This is a genomic window from Bacillus sp. BB51/4 (assembly GCF_008368845.1).
GTDB lineage: Bacteria > Bacillota > Bacilli > Bacillales > Bacillaceae_G > Bacillus_A > Bacillus_A wiedmannii.
The window spans coordinates 98,779-122,420 of record NZ_QOSC01000018.1 but is presented as its reverse complement, the minus strand read 5'-3'; the positions used below and the strand labels follow the sequence as shown (position 1 = coordinate 122,420).

Sequence of the window (23,642 nt, the reverse complement as noted above, 5' to 3'; positions counted from 1 at the left end):
GGGCTGACTAAAGCTTCGTTTTATCTCTCCGTCTCAAAAAACTCAATCCACTCTCCATCAGGACCCGCGAAAAATATGTAACGTGTTCCATCTGGTAATGTTTCAATTTCCTCTCCTAGTAGGAAGGTTACGCCGTGTTTCTGTATTCTTTCGATTTCATCCTCTAATGAATCCACTTTAAAGCAAATGTGATGTACTTTTCCTTCTGCCGGAAGAGAAGAGTTGTAGCCTTCAATGAGTTCGAGTATCGTTTCCTTCGATTCTTCTACACCTAAAAAAGCGAGTTTTAAGTCTGGATTCGGGTGACCCATACGTTTAATGAGCTGTAAGCCAACTACTTCTTCATAAAATGAAATAGATGTTTCTAAGTTTGCGACCATAAGACCGATGTGTTCAATTCTTCTAACTGGCATGTAGATCCCTTCTTTCTGAAAATTATATACAACATGTTATTGAAAATTAAGAAAATAAGCAAGATAAAAACCTTACAAATTTTAGCGTGTTATATGGTATAGTGAGAAAGTATGTTTGGGGAGAAGGAAGGAGATTATACGATGAATACACCTACTCAAACTCCTTCATTATCGGCAACGATGAAAGAGTGGCATTATGCATTAGCGTATGAAATTAAACATTGGAAAACGATAGGTGGTAGTAAAATTTCTATCATGAACGGTCGTTTTTTATATACAGATTATGAAAGTACAGTATACGTATTTCAGCTCATATCGGAAGTAAGCTTACCGGAAGGTTCACCAATTCGGATTGAGTTTGATGGTGAGGAAGCGACAGGAGAAGTATTATCTGTACATGGATTAGAAATAGAACTGAAATTAAATGATTATATACAAGGTGAAATACGAGAAGCTGTTTTATACAGTGAACCGTGGCAATTGTTAGAGCAACTACAAGAGCGATTGAAAGAGGCACATAAAGATAAGCTAAAACGTAGTCGTATAAAGCGTCTTGTTGATGGGACGAGCAGTCCAAAACATATTGAGAAGATGAAAAATCCGAAAAATGAATTGGCGTATCGTTCATTTTACAATCCGACAACGTACGTGTGGGGACCACCTGGAACAGGGAAGTCTTACAATTTATCACGTATTATTTCGGCTCATTATCAAAAAGGAAAATCGGTACTTGTATTAGCTCATAGTAACGCGGCAGTAGACGTATTAATGAGTGAAGTAACGAAGCAAATTGAGAAGAAAAAGAAATGGACACCTGGCGAAATTGTTCGTTACGGTTATAGTCAACATGAACATATACGAAATCATGAAACATTACTTACGTCGAAGCTAGTTGAAACGACGAACGGATCATGGGGAGAAGAAAGACTCTATTTAGAGGAAACACGACAAGATCTTCGTGAAAAGATTTTATCATATAAAGCGACTTCTGCTGATAAGAAGCGTATACAAGAGATTGAAAGTGATCTTCGAAAGCAAAAAGCGAAAATTAAAGAAGTAGAAAAAGAATATATTGAAAATGCAAAAGTAATCGGCGCAACTTTATCGAAATGTGCCATTGATTCACTTATTTATGAGCGTACATTTGATTTAGTTGTCGTAGATGAAGTGAGTATGGCATATGTTCCGCAAATTGCATTAGCTGCTTCACTTGGAAAACGTATCGTCGTTTGTGGGGACTTTTTACAGTTACCTCCAATTGCGATGGCGAACCATGAACTCGTTCGAAAATGGCTTGGGGAAGATATGTTTTACCATGCAGGGATTGTTGATTCTGTCAATAAATCAGAAGCACATCCGAACCTATTTATGCTGCAGGAACAAAGACGTATGCATGCGGATATATCGAAGTTTACAAACTCATTTATTTATAAAAATAGAGTATACGATCATCCGTCTGTTTCAGAACGTAAAGAACTTGCGAAACTACAACCGTTCGCAAATGAGGCAAGTGTTTTATTTGATACGAGCTTAATGGGAGCCTTTTCGTTAAAGGACGCTGCTTCTGGTTCTCGATTTAACATTATGTCTGGTTTAGTAGCGATGCAAATGATGTTAATCGGGCTGTTAGATGGTGTTCAATCGATTGGTGTTGTTACACCTTACAGGGCACAATCCCGCTTTTTATCAACGTGTATTAGAGAAATGTTGCAGAGAACGAAATATCAAAACATACCAGTTTTAGCGGCGACGGTTCATAAGTTTCAAGGGTCTGAAAGAGATATGATGATTTTTGATACGGTTGATAGTTATCCGCAAGAACGACCTGGCGTGTTATTCTTTGACCATAAAAACCATCGCCTCGTCAACGTTGCAGTAACGAGAGCGAGAGGGAAGTTCATTCAATTATCAGATTGCCATTATATGCGTAAAAACTTATCGAGAAAACAAGCGTTATCACAATTAACAGCTCATATAGAACGACACGGAGATGTGTATGATCGTACGACATCAAGACAATTGTGGGAACGGAAAATTTCGAAACGTTTACGTTGGTTTATGGAAATGAATCTTGAAGAGCCGAAAGGACTATTGAAAGATATTTTGGCCGCAAAACGAAAAATTATTATTTCACTTCCAAGCACAAAACAAGTGGATAAGCGAGTATGGCAAGCGTTAATGCGTACAAATGCGCAAATAACAGTGTATAGTGATGGACCAGTTCCATTAAAAAATGTAAAGTTACAAAGGCAAAATAAAGCATTCCCGTTTATCGTAATCGATGATGAAATCTTTTGGGCAGGCGCACCGCTCACATCACAAATGATATTTGAAGGTAGTATGGAATTTCCGTACGTATGTGCAAGATTACAAGCACCGGAAACAATTGGTGTGTTAAAAGGATTTTTAGATATTCGGTAAATTCGGATAGGAATTCCTTGACTTTTAATCGGAATGAACATAGAATGAATGTAATTTAATATAATCTTATGAAAATTCTTATCACGAGAGGTTGAGGGACTGGCCCTATGACACCTCGGCAGCGGATTCTTTTATGAATACTGTGCCAATTCCAGCAAGGTAACTTGAAAGATAAGAAAGAAGCTCATTTTGACTGTATATACAGAAGCCTCTTTCTATCTTTTAGAAAGAGGCTTTTTTACGTGAAAATAAAAGGAGGAAGAAAAATGGGAGCGACAGGAGTAACGTCACAAAGAAAAACAATTGAAGAGAGTATAGAAAGAAATAAGGAAAAGTACATAGAAACAAGTCACGATATTCATGCGAATCCGGAGATTGGTAATCAAGAGTTTTATGCATCAAGAACGTTAAGTTTATTATTAGGAAGCGCAGGGTTTCAGCTGCAGCACAATATAGCTGGACATGAAACAGGTTTTATCGCGCGCAAAAGTTCAGGAAAACAAGGACCGGTCATCGCATTTTTAGCTGAGTATGACGCTTTACCAGGACTTGGTCATGCGTGTGGTCACAATTTAATTGGCACAATTAGCGTTGCAGCAGCGATCGCATTATCAGAAACGCTTGAAGAAATTGGCGGGGAAGTTGTCGTATTCGGAACGCCAGCAGAAGAAGGCGGGCCAAACGGTAGCGCAAAATCGAGTTATGTAAAAGCAGGTTTATTTAAAGATGTTGATGCGGCGCTTATGATTCATCCGAGCGGAAAGACAGCGACAACGAGTCCTTCACTAGCAGTCGATCCACTTGATTTTCATTTTTACGGAAAAACAGCTCATGCCGCAGCTTCACCAGAAGAAGGAATTAACGCATTAGATGCGATCATCCAGCTGTACAACAGTATTAACGCACTTCGCCAACAACTTCCGTCAGATGTGAAAATTCATGGCGTGATTACTGAGGGCGGAAAAGCGCCGAATATTATTCCAGACTACGCAGCAGCAAGGTTCTTCATCCGTGCAGCAACGAGAAAAAGATGTGCAGAAGTAACAGAAAAAGTAAGAAACATCGCACAAGGAGCAGCGCTAGCAACAGGTACGAAAGTGAAAATTCATCAATTCCAAAATGAAATCGATGAACTACTCGTAACAAAAACATTTAATGACGTCGTAGCCGAAGAATTAGAATTACAAGGTGAAGACGTAAATCGTAAAGAAAGATTTGGCATCGGCTCAACAGACGCAGGAAACGTAAGCCAAGTCGTACCGACCATTCATCCGTACATTAAAATCGGTCCAGACGATTTAATTGCGCATACGAATGAATTTAGAGAAGCAGCACGTTCAGAACTTGGAGATAAAGCATTAATTACATCCGCAAAAGCACTAGCAAATACAGCGTATCGATTAATTACAGAAGAAGGGTTGTTAGAGAAGGTGAAGGAGGAGTTTAGAGAGGCGCAGAGAAATCAGGGGTAGGTGATTAAAAGGAGTGGATGATCCACTCCTTTTTCTTTTTTGGGAAAGCTGGTGCCTGTCAATTTAAATAAAGTGTTCATTTTCACATTGAGATGTCAATTCTCTTATTCCTTTATCAGAACGACAATTTCTCCTCAAACTCACTTTTTAAAACAATTAAAGGAGATGATAATCCGAATTGCATTAAAGAGTCTAAAAATGTAGCGAGAGAATCCATCGAATCGCTCATGACCTTCATCATATAATTAAACTCCCCGCTAATTCGATATAAATCTATTACTTCAGGAGCGGCATTACAAAATTGGATAAAATCAGAGCATTGGCTCGTTTTAAACATGATGAATGCTTGAATGTTCTTATTAATTTTAGAAGGCTCAAATTTCGTTCGGTAAGCCGCTATAACACCTTGATCCTCAAGTTTATTAATACGCTCTTTTACAGCAGGTTGCGTCATGGATATAATTCGTCCTATTTCTGAAACAGAAATTCTCGCATTTTCATACAACAAGTTCATTATTTTATGGTCGATTTCATCCAGTTTTACAGCGTTTTGCATTGTGTAGCCTCCTTGTTTTTATTTTCTAAAGTAAATTACGAATTATAACTATAATATCATAAGTAAACGAACTGAATTACCTATAAATCTATATTTAAAATGATTGGTGTTTGCATGAAAATATAAGTATAGGTTTTTATCAAACGGAAATTTAGGAAGGATGGAAAAAATGAAGAATCTTGATGGAAAAGTAGCGTTAGTAACAGGGGCGAGTCGAGGAATTGGTCGTGCGATTGCGATGAGATTGGCAAACGACGGTGCATTAGTTGCGATTCACTACGGACGAAATAAGGCAGCTGCAGATGAAACAATTCGTGAGATTGAATCTAATGGAGGAAAGGCATTCTTAATTGAAGCTGATCTTAATTCAATTGAAGGTGTTAAAAAGCTAGTAGAACAATTGAAGAATGAATTACAAATAAGAGTTGGTACATCAGAGATTGATATTTTAGTAAACAATGCAGGGATAGGTACACAAGGAACAATTGAAAATACGACAGAAGAAGTTTTTGATGAAATTATGTCTGTAAATATGAAAGCACCATTCTTCTTAATTCAGCAAACATTACCGTTACTACGAGCAGAGGGGCGCGTTATTAACGTTTCATCAGCTGAAGTACGACTTGGTTTTACAGGTTCCATTGCATACGGCTTAAGTAAAGGTGCATTAAATACGATGACACTGCCTCTAGCTAAACATCTTGGAGAAAGAGGGATAACAGTGAATACAATTATGCCTGGATATACGAAGACAGATATCAATGCAAAATTGCTAGATGATCCGGAAATACGAAATTTTGCTGCGAATTCATCTGTGTTCGGACGAATAGGGAAAGTTGAAGATATTGCAGATGCAGTAGCATTTCTTGCTTCTTCTGATAGCCGCTGGGTAACGGGGCAGATTTTAGATGTTTCTGGAGGATTTTGTTTATAGGGGCACTACGCCATACCCATCAAGCTAATCAAGTAAATTACTAGTTATGAAACGATCCTTGTTTCATAGCTAGTAATTTATAGAAAGGTAGGCATGCTAAAGAAGCCTATTAAAACGTGATTTTTTCGCTAGACAACTTGAATAAGGGGTCTATTTTTAATTATTCGTAATCTAACATAATCAAATTTTATTTTACAGTAACAATAAAACAAAATTATTGACCGCGTGGTACAAAAAGGGTATTCTATTCATGTTATCTTTAAAATGAGAGGAGGATACGGGTGAATAAACGCGGCAGACCTCGAGAGTTTGATTATTCCTCAATTGTAGATGTTGCAATGAAAACATTTTGGTTAAGAGGATATGAAGGGTGTTCTACACAAGATTTATGCAGTGATACAGGACTTGGAAAAGGAAGTTTATACAATACTTTCGGTAGTAAACATGAACTGTATAAACAAGTATTAGAACGCTACCATGAAATTGGGATTAAGGAACAAAGGAAATTGTTACATACTCCAATTCCAGTTAAAGAACGATTAAGTAATTTTTTTGAATGGGCATTGAAAGAAGACTTTCAGAATGTTGATCAAAAAGGATGTTTATTGATTAATGCCAGTATAGAACGTGCTAAAAACGATTTAATGGTACAAGAAATTTTCTCGAAGCATGTTGAACTTCTTAAACAAGCTATTGTAACAGTGATGGAGGAAGGATTGCAAACAGGTGAAATTTCAAAGGAGCAATCAGCTGAGGAATTAGCTAGTCTGCTTTTAAGCAGTTATTACGGATTCCGTGTTCTTAATGTATCGATGCAAAATCGGGTGTTGTCTGAACAAGTTATCAAAGGAACAATAGAGTCTATTTGTGGCGCTTAGTGCGCTCTTTTTTCGCACTATTTTTGTACCAATCATTACAATAATGAATAAGGAGTGTTTTTATGCCATCGATTATTTATTTATTAGCTTTAGCAATCTTTTGTATGACTACATCAGAATTTATGGTTGCAGGTATGATGAATGAACTTGCTCTTGCATTCCAGGTTTCTGTATCATCTATTGGGTATTTAATTTCAGCTTATGCAGGAGCAATGGTAATAGGAGGCCCCATTTTAACTGCAATCCTCTTACGAATGCGCAGCAAACAAGCATTATTGTTTTTAATGTTCGTATTTTTAATTGGTCAATCGCTCGGAGCTATTGCTTGGAACTATGATATTATGATGATTTCACGTATTATAACTGGTATTGCTTCAGCTTCAGCTTTTGGAGTTGCGATTTCCTTTTCTGCGACATTGGTTCACTCTGATTCAAGGGGAAAAGCTGCATCAATTGTACTTGCAGGTTTAATGTTCGCAACTGTATTAGGTTTACCTATAACAACCGTTATTTCCCAATCTTTTGGCTGGCGTATTAGTTTTGGGGCTGTTTCTGTTCTTGTGCTAGTATCAGGGCTTATGATTCAACGGTTGTTACCATCATCTTCAAATAAAGAGCAATTAAATTGGAAAGACGAACTTCTGCGATTTAAGAATATTCATCTTTGGGCAGCGTACGTAACAAGTATGTTCATTATTGGTGGTACGTTTGCAGCATTTAGTTATTTCACTCCGATCTTTACAAATGTCACAGGCTTTTCAAGTGCAAGTATTCCATATTTACTTGCTCTCTATGGTAGTGCGACGGTAATTGGGAATATAATAATTGGCAAGTTCGCTGATAAATTTACAATGAAAATACTTATGGGTGGATTAATTATATTAATCATAGCGTTGTCTTTATTTGCTTTAAGTGCAGAGAATAAATACATTGCAGTTATTTCTACGATTTTTATTGGTTTAACTGGTGTAGCATTGAATCCAGCTATGGTTGCGAGGGTGATGAAAACAGCTAGTAATGGAATAATGATAAATACCGTTCATAGTTCTTTTATTACGCTAGGTATTGTTATTGGTTCGTCACTTGGTGGTCTTGGGATCAGTAAAGGATATGGTTTTGTATCTCCGCTATGGATTGGAGCTTGTTTAGCTATCCTTGGGGTAATTTCGTTATTCCCATATTTACATAAAGGAAAGGTAGATTAAGATGTTTAAAATTTCTTTATATGGGGGAGCAACACATTACTAGCTTGGTAGTACCACACATCCATCAACTTAAAGGACTATTTTTGAACTTGATTTTTATGAAATATGCACCCGGAAATTTATAGTAATAATTCTAATGTTACCTCTCTAGTTAGTAGGATATTTTTTCTTAATATATGCATACTAAACATACTATAAAAAGTACATAGAAAGTGAGAGAATCATGGCTAAATTTTTGAGGCGTTTAAAATATAGAGATAATCCTAAGTCATTTCCAATACTAGACAATACTCATTTTCAGGAAAAAAATATTGAAGATGCCCTCTTAGACGCTGATTTAACCAAAAACATAGCTGATATTCAGAATATATTTCGTCAAGCGCCTGATTTAGTAATTCGGCGGTTTCAAATAACAGTAGATGGATTAGAAGCAGCTTTAGTATATTTGTCTGGATTAACAGATAAAGAATTGATTCAGAATCATGTCCTAAGTCCTTTGATGAATAGTGATTTTGATACCAATACAGAACTTCCAATTCCATTAGGACAAATTAAAATTATTAATACATTGAGTCAGATTGAAAATGCTATTTATGGGGGAGATAGTGTTTTATTAATCCACAGTCGAACAACAGCACATCAATTGGATACAAAAGGATGGCCACAAAGAAGTGTTGAAGATGCACATAACGAAATAGCTCTAAAGGGTACACATCAAGCATTCATAGAAACTGGAAGTCAAAATATCGCAATGATTCGAAGATATATTCCTCATCGTGAATTAGCGATAAAAGAAATAGTAATTGGTGTACGAAGCAAAACCAAAATTTCTATTTTATATTTGAAAGATGTAGCTTCTGAAGATGTGCTGAAGGAATTAGAAACACGAATTCAAAATATTACAATCGACGCTGTGACTAGTAATGGCGAACTTATAGAATTCATTGAAGATCACCCTTACTCGCCGTTTCCGCAATTTATATTAACTGAAAGACCTGATTTGGCTGTATCTCACATTTTACAGGGCAGATTTGTAACTGTAATGGATCATTCACCTAATGTATTAATTACTCCAACAAATTTTATTTCCTTTTTTCAAGGAGTTGATGATTACGGTACAAGGTGGTTAGTTGCTTCGTCTATTCGGTTGCTTCGTTTTATCGCCTTTATGGTTGCTTTATTTCTGCCGGCGAGTTATGTTGCGTTTATTTCCTTTAATTTTGAAGTTATTCCTGTAGAGCTATATTTATCTATTGCTGAATCAAGAACGCGTGTACCCTTTTCTCCAGTTATGGAAGCATTACTTATGGAAATAACATTGGAAACGATGAGAGAAGGGGCTTTACGGATACCTACTCCGATTGGTCAGACAGTTGGAATTGTAGGTGGTATTGTCATTGGTCAGGCGGCTGTTCAGGCGGGAATTGTAAGCAATATTATGATTATTGTTGTCGCTGTTACCGCCATCTCTTCTTTTGTTATTCCTAACTATGATATGGGAGCGGCAGTAAGACTTTTACGTTTTCCAATGATGCTAGCAGCTGCCTTATTTGGAATTGTAGGACTTGTTATCGGGTGGATGACTTTAATTGGGCATCTAAGTAGTCTTAAATCGCTAGGTACTTCTTACGGAACACCATTAGCACCCTTTCGTTTTGCAGATATGAAAGATGCTTTTGTACGCTTTCCTTTATGGACAATAAGAAGGCGTCCTAAGGGGAATGGAACCATTCAATCTATTCGACAAGGAAAGAATCGTAATAAAAGGTGAAATTATGAAAAAGTATGCTTATAATGAAATCTCTCTTATGCAGTATATTGTTTTAATCAATGGAATGCAGGTGGCCACTGGCGTTTTATCGCTTCCCCGTGTGCTTGCAGAAAAAGCCGGAACAGATGGATGGATAGCTATATTGATTGGTTGGATATTCTCCACAATATCAGGTGTATTTATAGTCAAAACTGCTGCAAGATATCCCGAGGACACGATTTATGACATTCTTATACGATTGTTTGGAAAAATAGTAGGGAGAGCATTCGTTGTTATTTACATGATGTACTTCTCTTTTTATTCTTGTGTAGTTCTTGTGAACGCTATGCTTTATCTTAAGGGATGGCTTCTTCCAAAAACGCCTGACTATCTCGTTATCTTTTTGTTTTCGATTCCTACCTTTCTTGTCGCACGTAACGGCCCTCGTATTATAGGGCGGTACTCCGAACTTACTTTTTATACGATGCTTTGGATTCCGTTATTTTTCTTGATACCTCTTAAAGAGAACGGAAGTTGGATGCCATTCTTTCCGCTCTTAAAAGATGGGTGGAAACCTATATTTACAGCTGTACCGACCACTATTTTTGCTTATTTAGGATTTGATATTGCGTTCTTTTTATATCCCTTTTTACAAAAAAAACAGTATGCAGTCCATGGAATGGTTATTGCAAATACTTTAACGATGTTATTTTATTTATTTGCTACTTTTGTTTGCTTTGCCTATTTTAGCCCTGATAGCATTACGCAATTTAACCAACCAGTACTAAATTTACTTAAAGTAATTGAGTTTCGTTTTTTAGAACGTTTTGACATGATTTTATTGGCTCTTTACTTACCCGTTGTTTCCACAGCATGGATTCCCACCATATATTGCGCTGTATTTTGTTCAAGCCAATTACTTGGAAAACAAGACCATAGCTCTCATGTAGTAATTCTCTTATTGCTCATTATCGGATTCATATTTTGGACTCATCCTAGTTGGAATGAAGCCGAAATTTGGCAACAGGTATTATCGAATGCTGGATTAGGATTAACCTATATATTACCTATCATTTTATGGCTGTACTGCTGTCTATATGAGAAGTTTCGCCAGGGGAGGATACATTGAAAAGAAAAGTACTGTGTTGTATTTTGTTATCGGTATTCATGATGACTGGATGCTTTGATCAAACAAATGTTGAAGACGTTTCTCTTACTCTTGTTCTTGGTATTGATTTAGATCGTAATGATAATTTATTAGTGTATATATCAAGCCCTGTTTTTAATAAAGAAGCAAAAGTAAAAGAAGAAACTACTGTTGTAAAATCTGCTACGGTTCGAAAATCTAGAGACCAATTTGATGCTACTGTTATGGCACTTACCTCGGGAAGCAAAACACAGGTTATTTTAGTTGGAAAACGGTTACTGAAACAAAAAAATTGGATGAAATATCTCGATCCATTTTACCGAGATCCCAAAAATACAGTTACCACAAGGGTTGTTGCTGTAGATGGACCTGTTTCAGACGTCATCTATTATAATCCAAATGATAAGCCGCGTCTTCCTCTATATTTAACAAAACTAGTTGATACCGCCTCTTTAAGAAATATAACAGTAAAAACAAATCTTCAAGAACTACATGAACAAATAGCAGACAAAGGGTTAACAGCAAATATGACTGAGATGAAAAAAATGAAAAAAATATTTGTGACAGGTACAGCTTTGCTAGATGAAAAAGGACGGTATAAACTAACACTAAAATACGATGAAAATAAATTATTACGCATTCTGCAACAAAGAACTACAGGCGATTTTCCATTTACAATTGCAATTAAACTAAAGTCGAATAGCCAGGATAAAGATTGGATAAGTTTTACTGCATATAATATTAAAGTAAAGACAAAGGTAAGATATGATAATAAGTTTATATTTAATACAGATATAAAGATGAGGGTCGGCATTACAGAACGGCTTTTTTCGTTCCATACAAGAAAGGATGCAGCAAAATTACAAAAGGCGATCGAAACTAAGCTGGAAGCTGATTTCAAACAATTAATAAAGAAAATACAAACTGCCAATATTGATCCTATTGGGCTTGGGAGATATGCAAGAACTTACACATATCCAGAATGGAAAAAAGTCCAAAATAAATGGAATAACGAATTAGCAAAAGGCGATGTCAACGTCAAGGTTAACATTAAAATTTCCGGAATGGGTACGATTAAGTAACATGAATTCAACTGTGATTCGTACTAAGATTGCAAGTACTGTCTACTTTAGAAGGAGAAATGTCTTTAATAGGAGTACCGTCACATCGCTATGAACCTTAAATTTTATAGTACCCCCAGAACGAAATTTTGTGTTAACTTGTAACAAAAACGCTCATTTTTTCGTCTTGGGGTAATTCTGAATTCTTAAGGTGATGGCGATGGGGTATTGCCCCTACCTATCAACTTAAAAATTTTATAACACCTCAAGCTAAAAATTTCGTGTATTTTTGACAGAAGGCAGCTTATTTTTCGTTTTGGGGGTATTTGCATTTCTTAGCTTGATGGTGATGTGACGGTACCCCAATCGTAATTTATATGAAAAGAACTCCTCAACAGATGAAAGAGTTCTTTTTTATTTTCACATTCATCTTTCATTGATCAATAGACATTCCAACAAATACCTCTAAAAAGAACATAAATTCGTAAATGATCAGAACAAACTTTCAAAAGATCCTTACGCAATCTATTACCATGCGTACTACTCAATGGGAAAAAATGCCTGCCACTCCCTGGGAAATGTCGAATCTGCAAAATTCATTCAACATTTCCAGGATGATGACAATGGATTATTTTTATAATTCTATTTTCTGGTCACCACGTTTCTCTAGGTCTTTAGCAGTTTTACTTTGGGCAACATCTTTTTGGTCTTTAAAGGTTCCCATGAGAAAATCATAGGCTGGATTCGTAACACCATACCAGTAATTTTCATTTTTGAAGTGATGCCATAAATGAACTTTTTTCATCCATCGCCCCCATGGTGATATTGGTTGAAGGGGGCGATGCGCGATATAATGCTTCCACTCATAAAATAATAAAAAGAGCATAATACCTGCAATAAATGCGTTTGTCATGACAAAGCTGGATGAAAGAAAATAAAAAATCGCTCCTGAAATTGCAATGTTTGGCACACTATACCATAAGGGTAAAAATAATAAATGTAATTCATTCGGATTTGTATGATGGTCATAATGTAGGCGCTTAAGCGTTTTTAATAAAAATGCATTCTTTGGTGGCTTTAGATGAAAAATAAACCTGTGAGTAGCGTACTCAGCTAAGGAATACATAATCATTCCCAAAATAAAAGCACCCCAAATTCCGATAGAGGTTAAATGTAAAATCATAAATCCAAAGCTAGTGAGGAAAAGACAGCTCATAATCAAAATATCAGGATAGGAAAAATATTCTTTAAAATATTTTAGTTTCATTTTTCACGCCTCCAGCTTTCTTTATTTTTTTCTATCTTTCCAAAGAGCCAAGCTTTTCTCCAATGTTGTCTTACACAATCTTTCTGCTTCAATCGCATCTCCCTTTAATGCAGCTTTTAATAAATCGTGATAATAGTGGAAGGATAACTCACGATGATCTTTTACAGAAAAATACCTTTTTGCCATATCTACATAAATGGAATCAAAGCTATTTAAAATGAGTAGAAAGATTGGATTGGCAGCAAGCCCAGCACACCTTTTTTGCAAATCCCAATCAAATGCTGCATAGCTTTCTGCACTATCTTCAAGTTGCTCAAGATTAGCAAGGAGAGCAACCACTTTAGGTTGATTAAACGTAACAGCATTACGAATATAAGTCGGAGTCAACGAACTTCTAAATTCTAATAAATACATAATAAATTCATCTGTAATGGTATGATGATTCTCAACAATATTAATAAGTGTCGTTAGATTACCATTGCTCCAATAATCATTAATAATCGATGGCATTCCTTTTCTCCCTGTTATCCATCCACTTCTTCCTAAACGTTGAAGCGCCTCACGAATAGTTGGGCGACCAACACCAAATTCTTTCGCAAGCTCTCTTTCTGGCGGTAAAGTGCTTCCTATAGAATAAACACCGGCCAATATGGATTTAATTAATTCGTTCACAATTTTATCTGAGGTGCGTTCCTTTTCTTTCAAGTCATCGTCTCCTTTATTTTATGGTAATACATGTTGAAGACATTGGTAATACCAAAATTATATAATGAATTTGAATTTTCCGTCAATTATAAAGGAGTGAATTTTTATAATTAGGATTGTCGAACTTTCTATATATTTCTATGAAAAGAATAGTTTATTTTCATTGCTTTCGCGCTCAATTTCTTTAATTTTAAGAAAATTCATTTATCAATTCGCTATTTTAGAACAAGGAAAAAACCATCACTATAGAACCAGGAGAAGATCCATTTTATTTATGATTAATGACAATGACAAGATAGAGAATTATGAACTGGAAGGAATATAAAGGGGATGAAAATAATTGTTCCTGCAAAAGGAAAGGACAATGCCTATCAAGTTGTAATTATTGAGGATGTTTTAAATAAAGCTGAATTAGAAAAGATTATACTTTCCATGCTAAATCAAAAAATAGGGTTCTTAAGATGCTTATACTTAGAATGCTATTTCAAAAAAAAGGGTTCTTAAGATGCTTATCGGATTTAAGAACCCTATTTTTTGAAAAGAACTTCTAAATTGGACTGAGGAAATTTAGGAATCCTAAAATAACTAAGATCTAATTAACCATAGAAATATAAAATTCCCATTTTGGGCGTACTTCAGAATATTAGCTTGATAGCGATGGGGGAGCACCCCATCACCATCAAGCTAATACTTTCATATCCCCCTAAATTAAAATTTTCTTTCTCTACAGATAGCTATTCTGAGAAGCCGCTCATTTTTTCGTTTTGGGGGCATTTCTTTTTCTTAAGTTGATGGGCATGTATGGTGACCTCTATTAGACGATAGTGAATTAACAATTTCGGGGTTCAGTTCAACTTTATTCAAAATAAGATTTTTTTGCAGTAAAATCAATGTTAGTGGAACTTTTTTAATCAAACTTTTTTCTAAATGAACATAAATACTTGCAATATTTAAATTAGTACTATATAGTTCTAGTTATGACAAAGGTAAAATTAATGAATCAAAAACGTGTGATTGAAGTAGCTGCAACATTATTTTTAGAAAAAGGGTTTGCTTATACAAGTATGGATGAATTAGTACGTGTAAGCAAAGTTTCAAAGTCTAATGTGTATTATCATTTTTCTAATAAGGAAGTATTATTAGAAGGGGTCGTTGATTATTGGATTGAAATGTATCAATCTGCAATTGATGACGTACTTTCTCAGAACCAATTTTTAGTTGAAGATCGTATCCAACTGTTTTTAAAGCAATTATCACAAGGAGTTCAGTCGAGAGAGTATAAGGGGAGCTGTCCATTTATTACTCTTTATATTCAAAGTCCTACACAGGCCACGCAAATAAAAGAAAAAATAGGTCTTTTTTTTACAGGATTACAAAAGAAAGTTTCTCTATTACTTAAACAAGGGGTAGAGAATGGAGAATTCAGAAATACGATTAATATTGATGAGGTAGCATCACTTTTTATTACAAATCTTGAAGGAGCGTTATTTATTTCAGAAACATTGAAGGATGCAACTGTAATCACGAAAACAGCTAATCATTTTTTAAAATTGCTTCGATAAAAGAAGCATTTTTTTTACATCAAATTAGTACTAAGTAGTACTAAAAAGGAGATTTTATATGAGAACAGTATTTTTAACTGGTGGAACAGGCTTTATTGGAAAGCAATTAGTGAAAGAATTAGCCAAAGAGGATGTTAAAATTCTTCTTTTAGTAAGGTCGAAAAGTAAAGCAACAAGCATTTTTCAAGAAAGAGGCATCTTAAAAAAGGAAGTTATGCACTTTATTGAAGGTGATTTGACGAAAATAGATTTAGGTCTAAGTGCTGAAGATAAGGAGAGGGTATTGAAAACGGATGTGATTATTCACGCAGGAGGCCCCATGGATATTCAAGCGACAAGTAAAGAGGCAGCTTCCGTATTTTTAAATGGTGCCAAACATATTAGTGAATTAGCTAAAAGTATTCATCAATTGAAGGGCTTGCAACAATTTATTCATGTTGTAGGTTATATGAGTCCCTTTGATGATAAAAATAGTAAGATTGCAATTGATGTGTTTCAAGAAGGAAACAATTATTTGAAAATAAAAAATCCATATGAGAGAACAAAATTTTTAGCAGATCTTTATATCCGTCACCAGGCATCAGCAGTAGGTTATCCGCTTTCTGTAATTAATCCGCCAACTGTAGTCGGTAGTAGTAAAACAGGGAGTACAGAGCAGATAGCAGGATTAGGTTTGCTTGTGATGAGTATGCGAAGAGGGCTCATGCCAGTGATTCCTGGAGGTAAGGGATATAGGTTACCACTTATTTCAAACGATGAGCTTGCGAAGTTTATTGTGCAGGTTTTCAAATTGGAGCAACCGACTATTCAAACATATACACTTGTTGAAGACAAACAGCACGATCCGAACATTGCTGAATTATTAAGTATTATGTCGGAAAGTATGAATATGAGGGCACCAAAACTCTCTGTCCCAATGCCACTTATGAAAGCAATTATGAATAGTGGAGTAAGTAAAATAACAAAAATTCCTTCTGATGGACTGAATTTTATTACAAAACGAAAATTTTCAAATGTTTCAGCGAAAAAAATTATGGGAGGAGATTGGTTTAAGAAGACGAGTGTAATGAAATTTTTCCCTGCCGTAGTAGCTGATCTGGATTATCGAATGATGTATCAAAATGGCCAGCATAATCATTTATTTAAACGAACATTATGCGATAACACTACCCTTTACCAATTACAAGGAGAGGGTAAACCGTTTATTTTATTACATGGTTTATTGAGTGATGGAGAGGATTTATTTCCTTTAGCACAAGAACTTCATGAAAAAACTGGTCAACCTGTATGGATCTTGGATCTTCCAGGTTTGGGACGTTCTCCTTTTAAACGAGAGAAAAATCTTCTAGATATCTATTTGAATGTAGTGAAAAAGTTATTGGAGAAAGCTACTAATGGTGCACATCTAATTGGCCATTCATTCGGTGCGTTTATTCTTCTGGAAGCATTGGTACAAGAGTACATAGATAAGAAGTATTCAATCACTTTACTTCAGCCACCTGTTGCTAAAAAAAATGCTAAATCGCTAAATGTTCCTCAATTTATGAACAAATGGACATTAAAATTGGCAACTACTAATCTGATAGGGCGTTATTTATTAAGTAATGGTTTGTTTGAAAGTACGGAGAGCATCCCTGAACATTATATTGAAAAAATAAGTAACAGTTTTACTTCTCCTAGAATTTTAAATACTACGGTTCAGCTTAACAGTTTACTACTGAAAAACGATCAAGGTGATTTCAATGAAGTAACAAAGTATAATCTTCACATTATTTGGGGGGATTATGACAGAGGCTATTCTGCTCCATCGCATCTTGGTAAGGTTGATTTTGTTCCATATGGCCATCATTTTCCTCTTAGCCATCCGAGTGAAACGGCAACATTAGTAATAAAAAATAGTAATACTAGCAGATGAGAGTGTGAGATAAATAAAAAGTGTGTAGTAAAATCGTTGTGTCTTTGAAATAAAATCGTACTGTTTGGGGTCCCTGCCCATACCTATCAAGCTATACTTCTGAAATATCCCCAAAACGAAAATTTTATCCTTTCATAGTTGTCCATAGGATCTTAGGTCGATTTTCATTTTTGAGAAGAATACATTTCTCAAATTGATGGCAATATGGGGGGGGAATAATGTTACGATGTTTATAAAAAAGTAGTTAGACTAGTGTGTTTTACTCCGGTTCATTTCAAAATATAACTGAAAATCCATCTTTAAATTAAAAAAGAAGGTGTTACCTTTATATATTAATAACTTCGAAATATTGTATAACAGATAATTTTTATGCATTATTGATTAGCATTGCTTATTGTGCTAACGAATCAGGATAGTGTGGCGACCGACAAACTAAATAGTTGCTTATCCTCAATTATTAGAAGGAAAGTTCTATCATTTCGAGAATTTATTAGACATAGACGAGTGCTATAATTTTCTATATCTACATATAAGAGGTGACTACGCATGAATCAAAGACCGTCAGAAGAAGAATACGCCGGGAACTCCGGCGAATATATCCGTTTGGTGCCGGACGGTAACATCATCGATATTCTGCTCGCCCAGGAAAAGCAAATGACCGAGCTCCTGGCATCGTTGACCGAAAGCCAGTACGCGTATCGGTATGCGGAAGGAAAATGGACGCTGAAAGAAGTCGTGGGCCACATTGCAGACTCGGAACGCGTCATGACCTACCGCCTGCTCCGGTTCGCAAGAGGGGACCAGACGTCTCTGACTGGTTTTGATCAGGAATTGTTCATGCCTCCTTTCGGAAGTTGGACAACCGAGCAATTGGCCGAAGACTACCGGGCCGTACGGCAATCAACGATCACATTGCTGCGCGGACTACCGGCGGAGGCATGGACCCGCAAGGGCACAGCCAACAACCTAAGCATTACGGCGCGCGCCCTCGCGTACGGCATCGCAGGACACGAACTTCATCACATGGGGGTCATCCGAAACCGGTACTTGAGTTAATCGTCGGCTGAGGCCTTTGGAATGGAACTAACACCACTCATACAACCTTAGATACCGTTCTTATTAGGGTCCCGCCCCACAACCATCAACTTAAGGATTTAGACTATTTTTGAAATAAAAAGCACGTTACTATTCTCTTATGTTAATGAGAAAGGGTGACGTGCTTTTTATGAATATGCACCAAAAACAAGAGTTATATCGATTTTTCTCATTTTGGGGTATTTATTTTTCTTAGATTGAGGGTGACGGGGCACTACTCTATAATGATCAAATTAAAATTTAAAACAGTTATAGAGACTCCATTCCTCCGAAATATTGTAACTATTAAGTTGTAAAAAGAACCATAGTTTTTCATTTTTGAAAAGGCTATGGGCTTTTTTAGTTGTAGCAAAGATAGGATGCGAGGAAGTTTTTTTGATAAATCAAAAAAACTTGATGAACTAGTTGCATATAGAACTCATCTGCGTATATACTATAAATATCAAAAAAAATTGATGAAGGGAGAGTGAACTACAGTGGCACAAGATTTTCAGCTCTATGAGAAAAAGTTTAAAGCGTTGGCGGATCAGAAGCGTCTAGAAATCATGTATGAACTTTGCCAGCGAGGCCAGACTTGTGTATGTGATTTAACAGAGATTTTTGAAATGACGCAATCTAAGTTGTCATATCATTTAAAGATTTTATTAGATGCAGGTTTAATTGTAAAAGAAACAAAAGGTACGTGGAGTTATTATGATTTAAATGATGCGGAAGTAAATAATTTATTATCAGAAGAATTATGTTGTATCTTTAGAAAAACAGGAAAAGGTAGCTGTTGTTAAAATTTTGCACTATTAATCAAAAAAACTTGATTAATAACATATAAAGAGGAGGAATAAGCTATGAGATATGTTCATGTTGGTATAAATGTTACGGATTTAGAGAAGTCTATCGAATTCTACGAAAAGGTATTTGGTGTGTCACCAGTTAAGGTGAAAGTGGATTATGCAAAATTTTTATTAGAGACGCCAGGACTTAACTTTACGCTGAACGTACGAGATAAAGTGAATGGAAATCAGGTAAATCATTTTGGTTTCCAAGTGGATACAGCTGAAGAAATTACATTACATAAAGAACGATTAGAAAAAGAAGGTTTCTTTGCACGTGATGAGATGGATACGACTTGTTGCTATGCGGTTCAAGATAAGTTTTGGGTAACAGATCCTGATGGGAACGAGTGGGAATTCTTTTATACAAAAGCACATAGTGATGTTCATAAAATAGAAGAGGCATCTTGTTGCACGACTTCTAACGTAGTAGAACAAAATTCTTGTTGTTAATAGGAGATGGAAAATAAAATGAAACGTTTATCTTTTCTAGATCGATATTTAACACTATGGATTTTTCTAGCTATGGCTGTTGGGATTGGTTTAGGGTTTGTGTTTCCTAGTGTAGTAGACGGACTGAATACATTACAAGTTGGAACGACGTCCATCCCGCTCGCTGTTGGTTTAATTGTCATGATGTATCCACCATTAGCGAAAGTTCGTTACGAGGAAATGGGCCGAGTATTTAAAGACGTAAAAGTATTGGTTTTATCTTTAGTACAAAACTGGATTATTGGTCCTGTACTTATGTTTGTTTTAGCAATTATTTTTCTTCCAGATAAGCCAGAATACATGGTCGGGCTCATTATGATTGGTTTAGCACGTTGTATTGCAATGGTAATTGTTTGGAACGATCTTGCAGATGGGGATAAAGAGTATGCAGCAGGTTTAGTAGCTTTTAACTCAGTATTCCAAATGTTATTCTTCTCCGTTTATGCATACGTGTTTGTAACAGTCATTCCAGAATGGTTAGGGATTGAAGGGGCTATTGTCGATATTACAATGATAGAAGTAGCGAAATCAGTATTTATCTATTTGGGAATTCCTTTTATAGCAGGTATGTTAACACGCTTTGTACTCGTTAAGTTAAAAGGAAGACAGTGGTATGAAAAGGTATTTATACCGAAGATTAGTCCACTGACATTACTTGCATTATTATTTACAATCATCGTTATGTTCTCTTTAAAAGGGGAAATGATTGTTAGCGTACCATTAGATGTAGTAAGAATAGCGATTCCATTATTAATCTATTTTATTGTAATGTTTTTTGTTTCTTTCTTTATGGGAAGAAAAATTGGTGCAAACTATCCAGTGACTACAACGTTAGCATTTACAGCAGGTAGTAATAACTTTGAATTAGCAATTGCTGTAGCAGTTGGTGTGTTTGGTATTCATTCGGGTGCAGCATTTGCAGCTGTTATCGGGCCGTTAGTTGAAGTACCTGTAATGATTGCACTTGTAAACGTTGCTTTTTGGTTTAAGCGTAAATATTTTAATGATCAACCAGTATAATTTAAAAATAAAGGCGGAAAACAACATGAAAAACAAAAAGACAATCTATTTCTTATGCACAGGAAATTCATGCCGAAGCCAAATGGCAGAAGCATGGGGCAAACAATATTTAGGCGATAAGTGGAATGTATATTCTGCAGGAATCGAAGCGCACGGAGTAAATCCAAATGCTATTAAAGCAATGAATGAAGTAAATATCGACATAACGAATCAAACATCAGATATAATTGATGCAAATATTTTAAATAACGCTGATTTAGTCGTTACCCTTTGTAGTCATGCGGATTCTGTTTGTCCTTCGACACCTTCGCACGTAAATCGTGTTCACTGGGGATTTGATGATCCGGCAGGAAAAGAATGGTCTGAATTTCAACGTGTTCGCGATGAAATTGGGGAACGTATAAAACGATTTTCTGAAACAGGGGAGTAAATAAAGGGAAGAGCCAATCTACTATTTTGTTGGAGATTGGCTCTTTTTTTACTACACATATTTACTATTGGGGATTAGTTGAAAAAGAGATAATATTTTGTAAAATGACAAAGTTAAGATAAGAAATTTTGAAGAATGGTGAGGCGTTACTGATAACAAATACTAAATCAGTCAGTTTAGAAAAAATGATGGTTTAATCTATTCAAAAGAAAAATAAAAGTTATTTTTTGAAAAGCTGAATGATTTTTTGAGAATTATCCTCACGTAAATCATATCCTTCAACGTGCGTTTCATCACTTGCCTTTGCTATTACGATGCCATCGTCAGATTCTATCCAAACAAAGAATTCTTGAATAGAATTATCTTCATAAGTAACCTTCATTTTTGAATGCATATAGTTTTTGGCATCTTGATCTAGAAGGAGTGTTTTTTTCTCTGCGCTTTCCATACTTGTAAAAATTGTTTTCATATTTTCTTTATTTACTACTTTTTGAATTTACAGGACTAATCTCAAGTGTTCTCACTTCTTTTTGTTCAAACATAACGTTTTCAGATGCAATTTCTTTTTCTTTCACTGTTGTGGATGCTTCTTTATTGGAAGCTTTCGTTTCATTTGAATTACTTGTACATCCAATGAATAAGGTGATACTTAATGCTCCAATTATACCGAATGTTAATCTCTTCAATAATAGGCCCCCCATCTACTATTTTCTATAATTCTATTTCCTATTTGAAATATCCTAGCTATGCTTAATGAAGTGAAATACATTTTGTTATGGGGAGCGCAATGAATTACATGTACGCTAATTTTTTGTATGAAAGGAGAGAACGGGGTGAAACACATAATAAGAAATGTAGTAATGAATTATTTTACAGAAATCCGTTCATTAGTAATAGAAGAAGAATTACATATAAATAGCTGGCATACAGATTTACACTATAAAATCATGGTAAATGGAAATCGATATTCCGCACGGTTTATAAATAGCAATCGAATAATCAATCCAGCTTTTGGAGCGTTATCAAACGAACAATTGAAAGAGCAAGTACGCTTTACATATTATTTACATGAGCATGGAATTCCTTTTATGAAAATTAACAAGAATAGGTCAGGGGAGTCATTTACATTAGTCACTTGGAATGATGAACAGTACCGATTTGTATTGTCTAATTGGATTGAAGGAGAGCATCTTACACACTGTACAGAACCTATTGCAGAATCGTTTGGAAAGAAGGCAAGAAAGATACATGATATTTCTAGTACATTTCAAAGCTCGATTTTTCGAAAGAAATCTCATTTGGATGGGTATGCCCAGTTTATAAGTATGTTAGAAAGTAAGGCTAGCGCATGTAAAGACGTACGGGAGTATATAAATCTAGCTAAATATCATATAGAGTGCGCATATACGAGTGAATTAGAGTTTATCGTACAAACAGACTTAAATCCTTTGAATGTTTTATGGGACTCAAATCAACAGATAAAAGGAATTGTAGATTTTGAATCAATTGGATATGTAGACCGCATTGAAGGACTAGCCTTTTTAATAAAATGGTACTCGCGAACAGAAGGAATACAGTCTCATGAAGTATGTTCAAGTGTTGCTAGTTCATTTTTAGAAGGATATAAGGCTAGTAATATTGTAACTTCAAATGATTATAAAAGACTGTCTTCATTACTATGGCTATCCGGTAGTTTGAATTGGAATTTTGTGAAGAAAACGCTAAGTGTAATAAGTGATGAAAGGCAATTAGAAGAACATTTGGAAGTTTACAGAGTAAGAGGAGAAAGACTATCTTCATTGTTAATTTGTACATAACATGTATTCTACAAATTTAGGATTCAAAAAAGAAACCATATGAGGTGTTCTAAAAATGAAAATACAAATTGTATTGTTTGACGGTTTCGGAGAACTTGTCTCCTTTGCACCTTTTGAAGTACTAAAAAGAGCGATAGAAGAAGGTGCTCCATTTAAGATTGAACTCGTATCAAGTGAACCGAAACAAGAAATTACTACTTCGTTTGGAGTTACGGTTAAATTACATGATTTTTTACGAATGGATAATCGTCCAGATTTGTTAATTGTACCTGGTGGTGGCTGGAATCATAAAGCAAAGCACGGGGCACGCAAGCAAGCAGAGCTTGGTACTTTGACCGAAATGATTAAAGAGATGCACAATGAAGGAACGATTGTGGCGGGAGTTTGTACTGGAGGTATGTTACTAGCTACATCCGGTATATTGAATGATAAAAAGGCAACAATGCATCATTTGGCGCAGAATGAAATGAGTGAATATGGAGCAGAATTTCTTCCTTACAGAATTGTGGATCAAGGGAATGTTATTACCGCAAGAGGAGTTACTTCAGGAGTTGATTTAGGACTTTGGATCACGGAAAGGTTCGCAAGTCCTAAAATTGCAGCTGCTGTTGAATATAGAATGGAATATGAGCGGCGAGGTGTCGTTTGGAAGTGATTTGACTGTAATCATAGTTT

Annotated in this window: 21 protein-coding genes, 1 pseudogene and 1 riboswitch; of the genes and pseudogenes, 17 read left to right on the top strand and 5 right to left on the bottom strand. The window is 35.6% G+C overall.

Annotation, left to right across the window (positions count from 1 at the left end; genetic code table 11):
• Window positions 1-20: 20 nt before the first annotated feature.
• Window positions 21-413, bottom strand: coding sequence for a VOC family protein (locus DN392_RS25145; RefSeq protein WP_001145261.1), 393 nt, complete (start codon window positions 411-413; stop codon window positions 21-23).
• 111 nt (window positions 414-524) lie between these two features.
• On the opposite strand from DN392_RS25145, the gene DN392_RS25140 reads away from it, so the two are divergent.
• Window positions 525-2,834 (top strand): AAA domain-containing protein, encoded by a 2,310-nt coding sequence (locus DN392_RS25140; protein ID WP_061671973.1) that lies wholly within the window; start codon window positions 525-527, stop codon window positions 2,832-2,834.
• A gap of 75 nt (window positions 2,835-2,909) precedes the next feature.
• Window positions 2,910-3,012, top strand: a riboswitch (SAM riboswitch).
• A gap of 88 nt (window positions 3,013-3,100) precedes the next feature.
• The gene (locus DN392_RS25135) at window positions 3,101-4,306 is read left to right on the top strand and encodes a M20 family metallopeptidase (protein ID WP_000501378.1); all 1,206 of its coding nucleotides are present in this window, start codon (window positions 3,101-3,103) and stop codon (window positions 4,304-4,306) included.
• A gap of 115 nt (window positions 4,307-4,421) precedes the next feature.
• Here DN392_RS25135 and DN392_RS25130 read toward each other — a convergent pair whose 3' ends face one another.
• A complete protein-coding gene (locus DN392_RS25130) occupies window positions 4,422-4,862 on the bottom strand; it encodes an Lrp/AsnC family transcriptional regulator (protein WP_071742269.1) in 441 nt (146 codons plus the stop codon).
• Between the two features lie 169 nt (window positions 4,863-5,031).
• Between DN392_RS25130 and DN392_RS25125 the strand changes: the two genes are divergently transcribed.
• The 6 genes from DN392_RS25125 to DN392_RS25100 all read left to right on the top strand — a co-directional run bounded on the left by DN392_RS25125 (window position 5,032) and on the right by DN392_RS25100 (window position 11,858).
• Complete coding sequence (locus tag DN392_RS25125; RefSeq protein WP_048566095.1) at window positions 5,032-5,796, top strand: SDR family oxidoreductase; 765 nt, start codon at window positions 5,032-5,034, stop codon at window positions 5,794-5,796.
• A gap of 281 nt (window positions 5,797-6,077) precedes the next feature.
• A complete protein-coding gene (locus DN392_RS25120) occupies window positions 6,078-6,674 on the top strand; it encodes a TetR/AcrR family transcriptional regulator (RefSeq protein WP_088091622.1) in 597 nt (198 codons plus the stop codon).
• Window positions 6,675-6,736: 62 nt separating this feature from the next.
• On the top strand, window positions 6,737-7,879 hold the full coding sequence (locus DN392_RS25115; protein ID WP_016134876.1) for an MFS transporter: 1,143 nt from the start codon (window positions 6,737-6,739) through the stop codon (window positions 7,877-7,879).
• A gap of 223 nt (window positions 7,880-8,102) precedes the next feature.
• On the top strand, window positions 8,103-9,650 hold the full coding sequence (locus DN392_RS25110; protein WP_001051402.1) for a spore germination protein: 1,548 nt from the start codon (window positions 8,103-8,105) through the stop codon (window positions 9,648-9,650).
• A gap of 4 nt (window positions 9,651-9,654) precedes the next feature.
• A complete protein-coding gene (locus tag DN392_RS25105; RefSeq protein WP_033659858.1) occupies window positions 9,655-10,758 on the top strand; it encodes a GerAB/ArcD/ProY family transporter in 1,104 nt (367 codons plus the stop codon).
• The gene (locus DN392_RS25100) at window positions 10,755-11,858 is read left to right on the top strand and encodes a Ger(x)C family spore germination protein (RefSeq protein ID WP_088091621.1); all 1,104 of its coding nucleotides are present in this window, start codon (window positions 10,755-10,757) and stop codon (window positions 11,856-11,858) included. Before DN392_RS25105 ends, DN392_RS25100 begins: the two co-directional genes overlap by 4 nt.
• 613 nt (window positions 11,859-12,471) lie before the next feature.
• On the opposite strand, the gene DN392_RS25095 is transcribed toward DN392_RS25100, so the two are convergent.
• Both DN392_RS25095 and DN392_RS25090 read right to left on the bottom strand, forming a co-directional pair.
• Window positions 12,472-13,104 carry a sterol desaturase family protein gene (locus tag DN392_RS25095; RefSeq protein ID WP_000770119.1) on the bottom strand — a complete coding sequence of 211 codons (633 nt, stop codon included), beginning with the start codon at window positions 13,102-13,104 and terminating at the stop codon, window positions 12,472-12,474.
• A 21-nt stretch (window positions 13,105-13,125) separates the two neighbouring features.
• Window positions 13,126-13,809 carry a GntR family transcriptional regulator gene (locus DN392_RS25090; RefSeq protein WP_000659654.1) on the bottom strand — a complete coding sequence of 228 codons (684 nt, stop codon included), beginning with the start codon at window positions 13,807-13,809 and terminating at the stop codon, window positions 13,126-13,128.
• Window positions 13,810-14,804: 995 nt separating this feature from the next.
• Between DN392_RS25090 and DN392_RS25085 the strand changes: the two genes are divergently transcribed.
• The 7 genes from DN392_RS25085 to arsC all read left to right on the top strand — a co-directional run bounded on the left by DN392_RS25085 (window position 14,805) and on the right by arsC (window position 21,150).
• The gene (locus DN392_RS25085) at window positions 14,805-15,371 is read left to right on the top strand and encodes a TetR/AcrR family transcriptional regulator (protein WP_048566096.1); all 567 of its coding nucleotides are present in this window, start codon (window positions 14,805-14,807) and stop codon (window positions 15,369-15,371) included.
• Window positions 15,372-15,429: 58 nt separating this feature from the next.
• A complete protein-coding gene (locus DN392_RS25080) occupies window positions 15,430-17,286 on the top strand; it encodes an alpha/beta fold hydrolase (protein WP_064057503.1) in 1,857 nt (618 codons plus the stop codon).
• Window positions 17,287-17,832: 546 nt separating this feature from the next.
• Window positions 17,833-18,342, top strand: coding sequence for a DinB family protein (locus DN392_RS25075; protein WP_001076301.1), 510 nt, complete (start codon window positions 17,833-17,835; stop codon window positions 18,340-18,342).
• Window positions 18,343-18,857: 515 nt separating this feature from the next.
• Window positions 18,858-19,163 carry an arsenical resistance operon transcriptional regulator ArsR gene (arsR, locus tag DN392_RS25070; RefSeq protein WP_000046014.1) on the top strand — a complete coding sequence of 102 codons (306 nt, stop codon included), beginning with the start codon at window positions 18,858-18,860 and terminating at the stop codon, window positions 19,161-19,163.
• 60 nt (window positions 19,164-19,223) lie between these two features.
• Complete coding sequence (locus tag DN392_RS25065; protein WP_048566099.1) at window positions 19,224-19,661, top strand: ArsI/CadI family heavy metal resistance metalloenzyme; 438 nt, start codon at window positions 19,224-19,226, stop codon at window positions 19,659-19,661.
• An 18-nt stretch (window positions 19,662-19,679) separates the two neighbouring features.
• Window positions 19,680-20,720, top strand: coding sequence for an ACR3 family arsenite efflux transporter (gene arsB / locus DN392_RS25060; protein WP_000826571.1), 1,041 nt, complete (start codon window positions 19,680-19,682; stop codon window positions 20,718-20,720).
• A gap of 25 nt (window positions 20,721-20,745) precedes the next feature.
• Window positions 20,746-21,150 carry an arsenate reductase (thioredoxin) gene (arsC, locus tag DN392_RS25055; RefSeq protein WP_064057504.1) on the top strand — a complete coding sequence of 135 codons (405 nt, stop codon included), beginning with the start codon at window positions 20,746-20,748 and terminating at the stop codon, window positions 21,148-21,150.
• 220 nt (window positions 21,151-21,370) lie between these two features.
• Here arsC and DN392_RS25050 read toward each other — a convergent pair.
• A pseudogene (locus DN392_RS25050) lies at window positions 21,371-21,836 on the bottom strand (hypothetical protein).
• Window positions 21,837-21,983: 147 nt separating this feature from the next.
• On the opposite strand from DN392_RS25050, the gene DN392_RS25045 reads away from it, so the two are divergent.
• Both DN392_RS25045 and DN392_RS25040 read left to right on the top strand, forming a co-directional pair.
• Complete coding sequence (locus DN392_RS25045) at window positions 21,984-22,967, top strand: phosphotransferase enzyme family protein (protein ID WP_142286988.1); 984 nt, start codon at window positions 21,984-21,986, stop codon at window positions 22,965-22,967.
• 55 nt (window positions 22,968-23,022) lie between these two features.
• A complete protein-coding gene (locus DN392_RS25040) occupies window positions 23,023-23,622 on the top strand; it encodes a DJ-1/PfpI family protein (protein ID WP_048566101.1) in 600 nt (199 codons plus the stop codon).
• Window positions 23,623-23,642 lie beyond the last annotated feature (20 nt).

Excerpts from the sequence above, each read along its gene's own strand:
- DN392_RS25145 (WP_001145261.1), bottom strand. The coding sequence starts at position 413 with ATGCCAGTTAGAAGAATTGAACACATCGGTCTTATGGTCGCAAACTTA.
- DN392_RS25140 (WP_061671973.1), top strand. The coding sequence starts at position 525 with ATGTTTGGGGAGAAGGAAGGAGATTATACGATGAATACACCTACTCAA.
- DN392_RS25135 (WP_000501378.1), top strand. The coding sequence starts at position 3,101 with ATGGGAGCGACAGGAGTAACGTCACAAAGAAAAACAATTGAAGAGAGT.
- DN392_RS25130 (WP_071742269.1), bottom strand. The coding sequence starts at position 4,862 with ATGCAAAACGCTGTAAAACTGGATGAAATCGACCATAAAATAATGAAC.
- DN392_RS25125 (WP_048566095.1), top strand. The coding sequence starts at position 5,032 with ATGAAGAATCTTGATGGAAAAGTAGCGTTAGTAACAGGGGCGAGTCGA.
- DN392_RS25115 (WP_016134876.1), top strand. The coding sequence starts at position 6,737 with ATGCCATCGATTATTTATTTATTAGCTTTAGCAATCTTTTGTATGACT.
- DN392_RS25110 (WP_001051402.1), top strand. The coding sequence starts at position 8,103 with ATGGCTAAATTTTTGAGGCGTTTAAAATATAGAGATAATCCTAAGTCA.
- DN392_RS25105 (WP_033659858.1), top strand. The coding sequence starts at position 9,655 with ATGAAAAAGTATGCTTATAATGAAATCTCTCTTATGCAGTATATTGTT.
- DN392_RS25095 (WP_000770119.1), bottom strand. The coding sequence starts at position 13,104 with ATGAAACTAAAATATTTTAAAGAATATTTTTCCTATCCTGATATTTTG.
- DN392_RS25085 (WP_048566096.1), top strand. The coding sequence starts at position 14,805 with ATGAATCAAAAACGTGTGATTGAAGTAGCTGCAACATTATTTTTAGAA.
- DN392_RS25080 (WP_064057503.1), top strand. The coding sequence starts at position 15,430 with ATGAGAACAGTATTTTTAACTGGTGGAACAGGCTTTATTGGAAAGCAA.
- DN392_RS25075 (WP_001076301.1), top strand. The coding sequence starts at position 17,833 with ATGAATCAAAGACCGTCAGAAGAAGAATACGCCGGGAACTCCGGCGAA.
- DN392_RS25065 (WP_048566099.1), top strand. The coding sequence starts at position 19,224 with ATGAGATATGTTCATGTTGGTATAAATGTTACGGATTTAGAGAAGTCT.
- arsB (WP_000826571.1), top strand. The coding sequence starts at position 19,680 with ATGAAACGTTTATCTTTTCTAGATCGATATTTAACACTATGGATTTTT.
- arsC (WP_064057504.1), top strand. The coding sequence starts at position 20,746 with ATGAAAAACAAAAAGACAATCTATTTCTTATGCACAGGAAATTCATGC.
- DN392_RS25040 (WP_048566101.1), top strand. The coding sequence starts at position 23,023 with ATGAAAATACAAATTGTATTGTTTGACGGTTTCGGAGAACTTGTCTCC.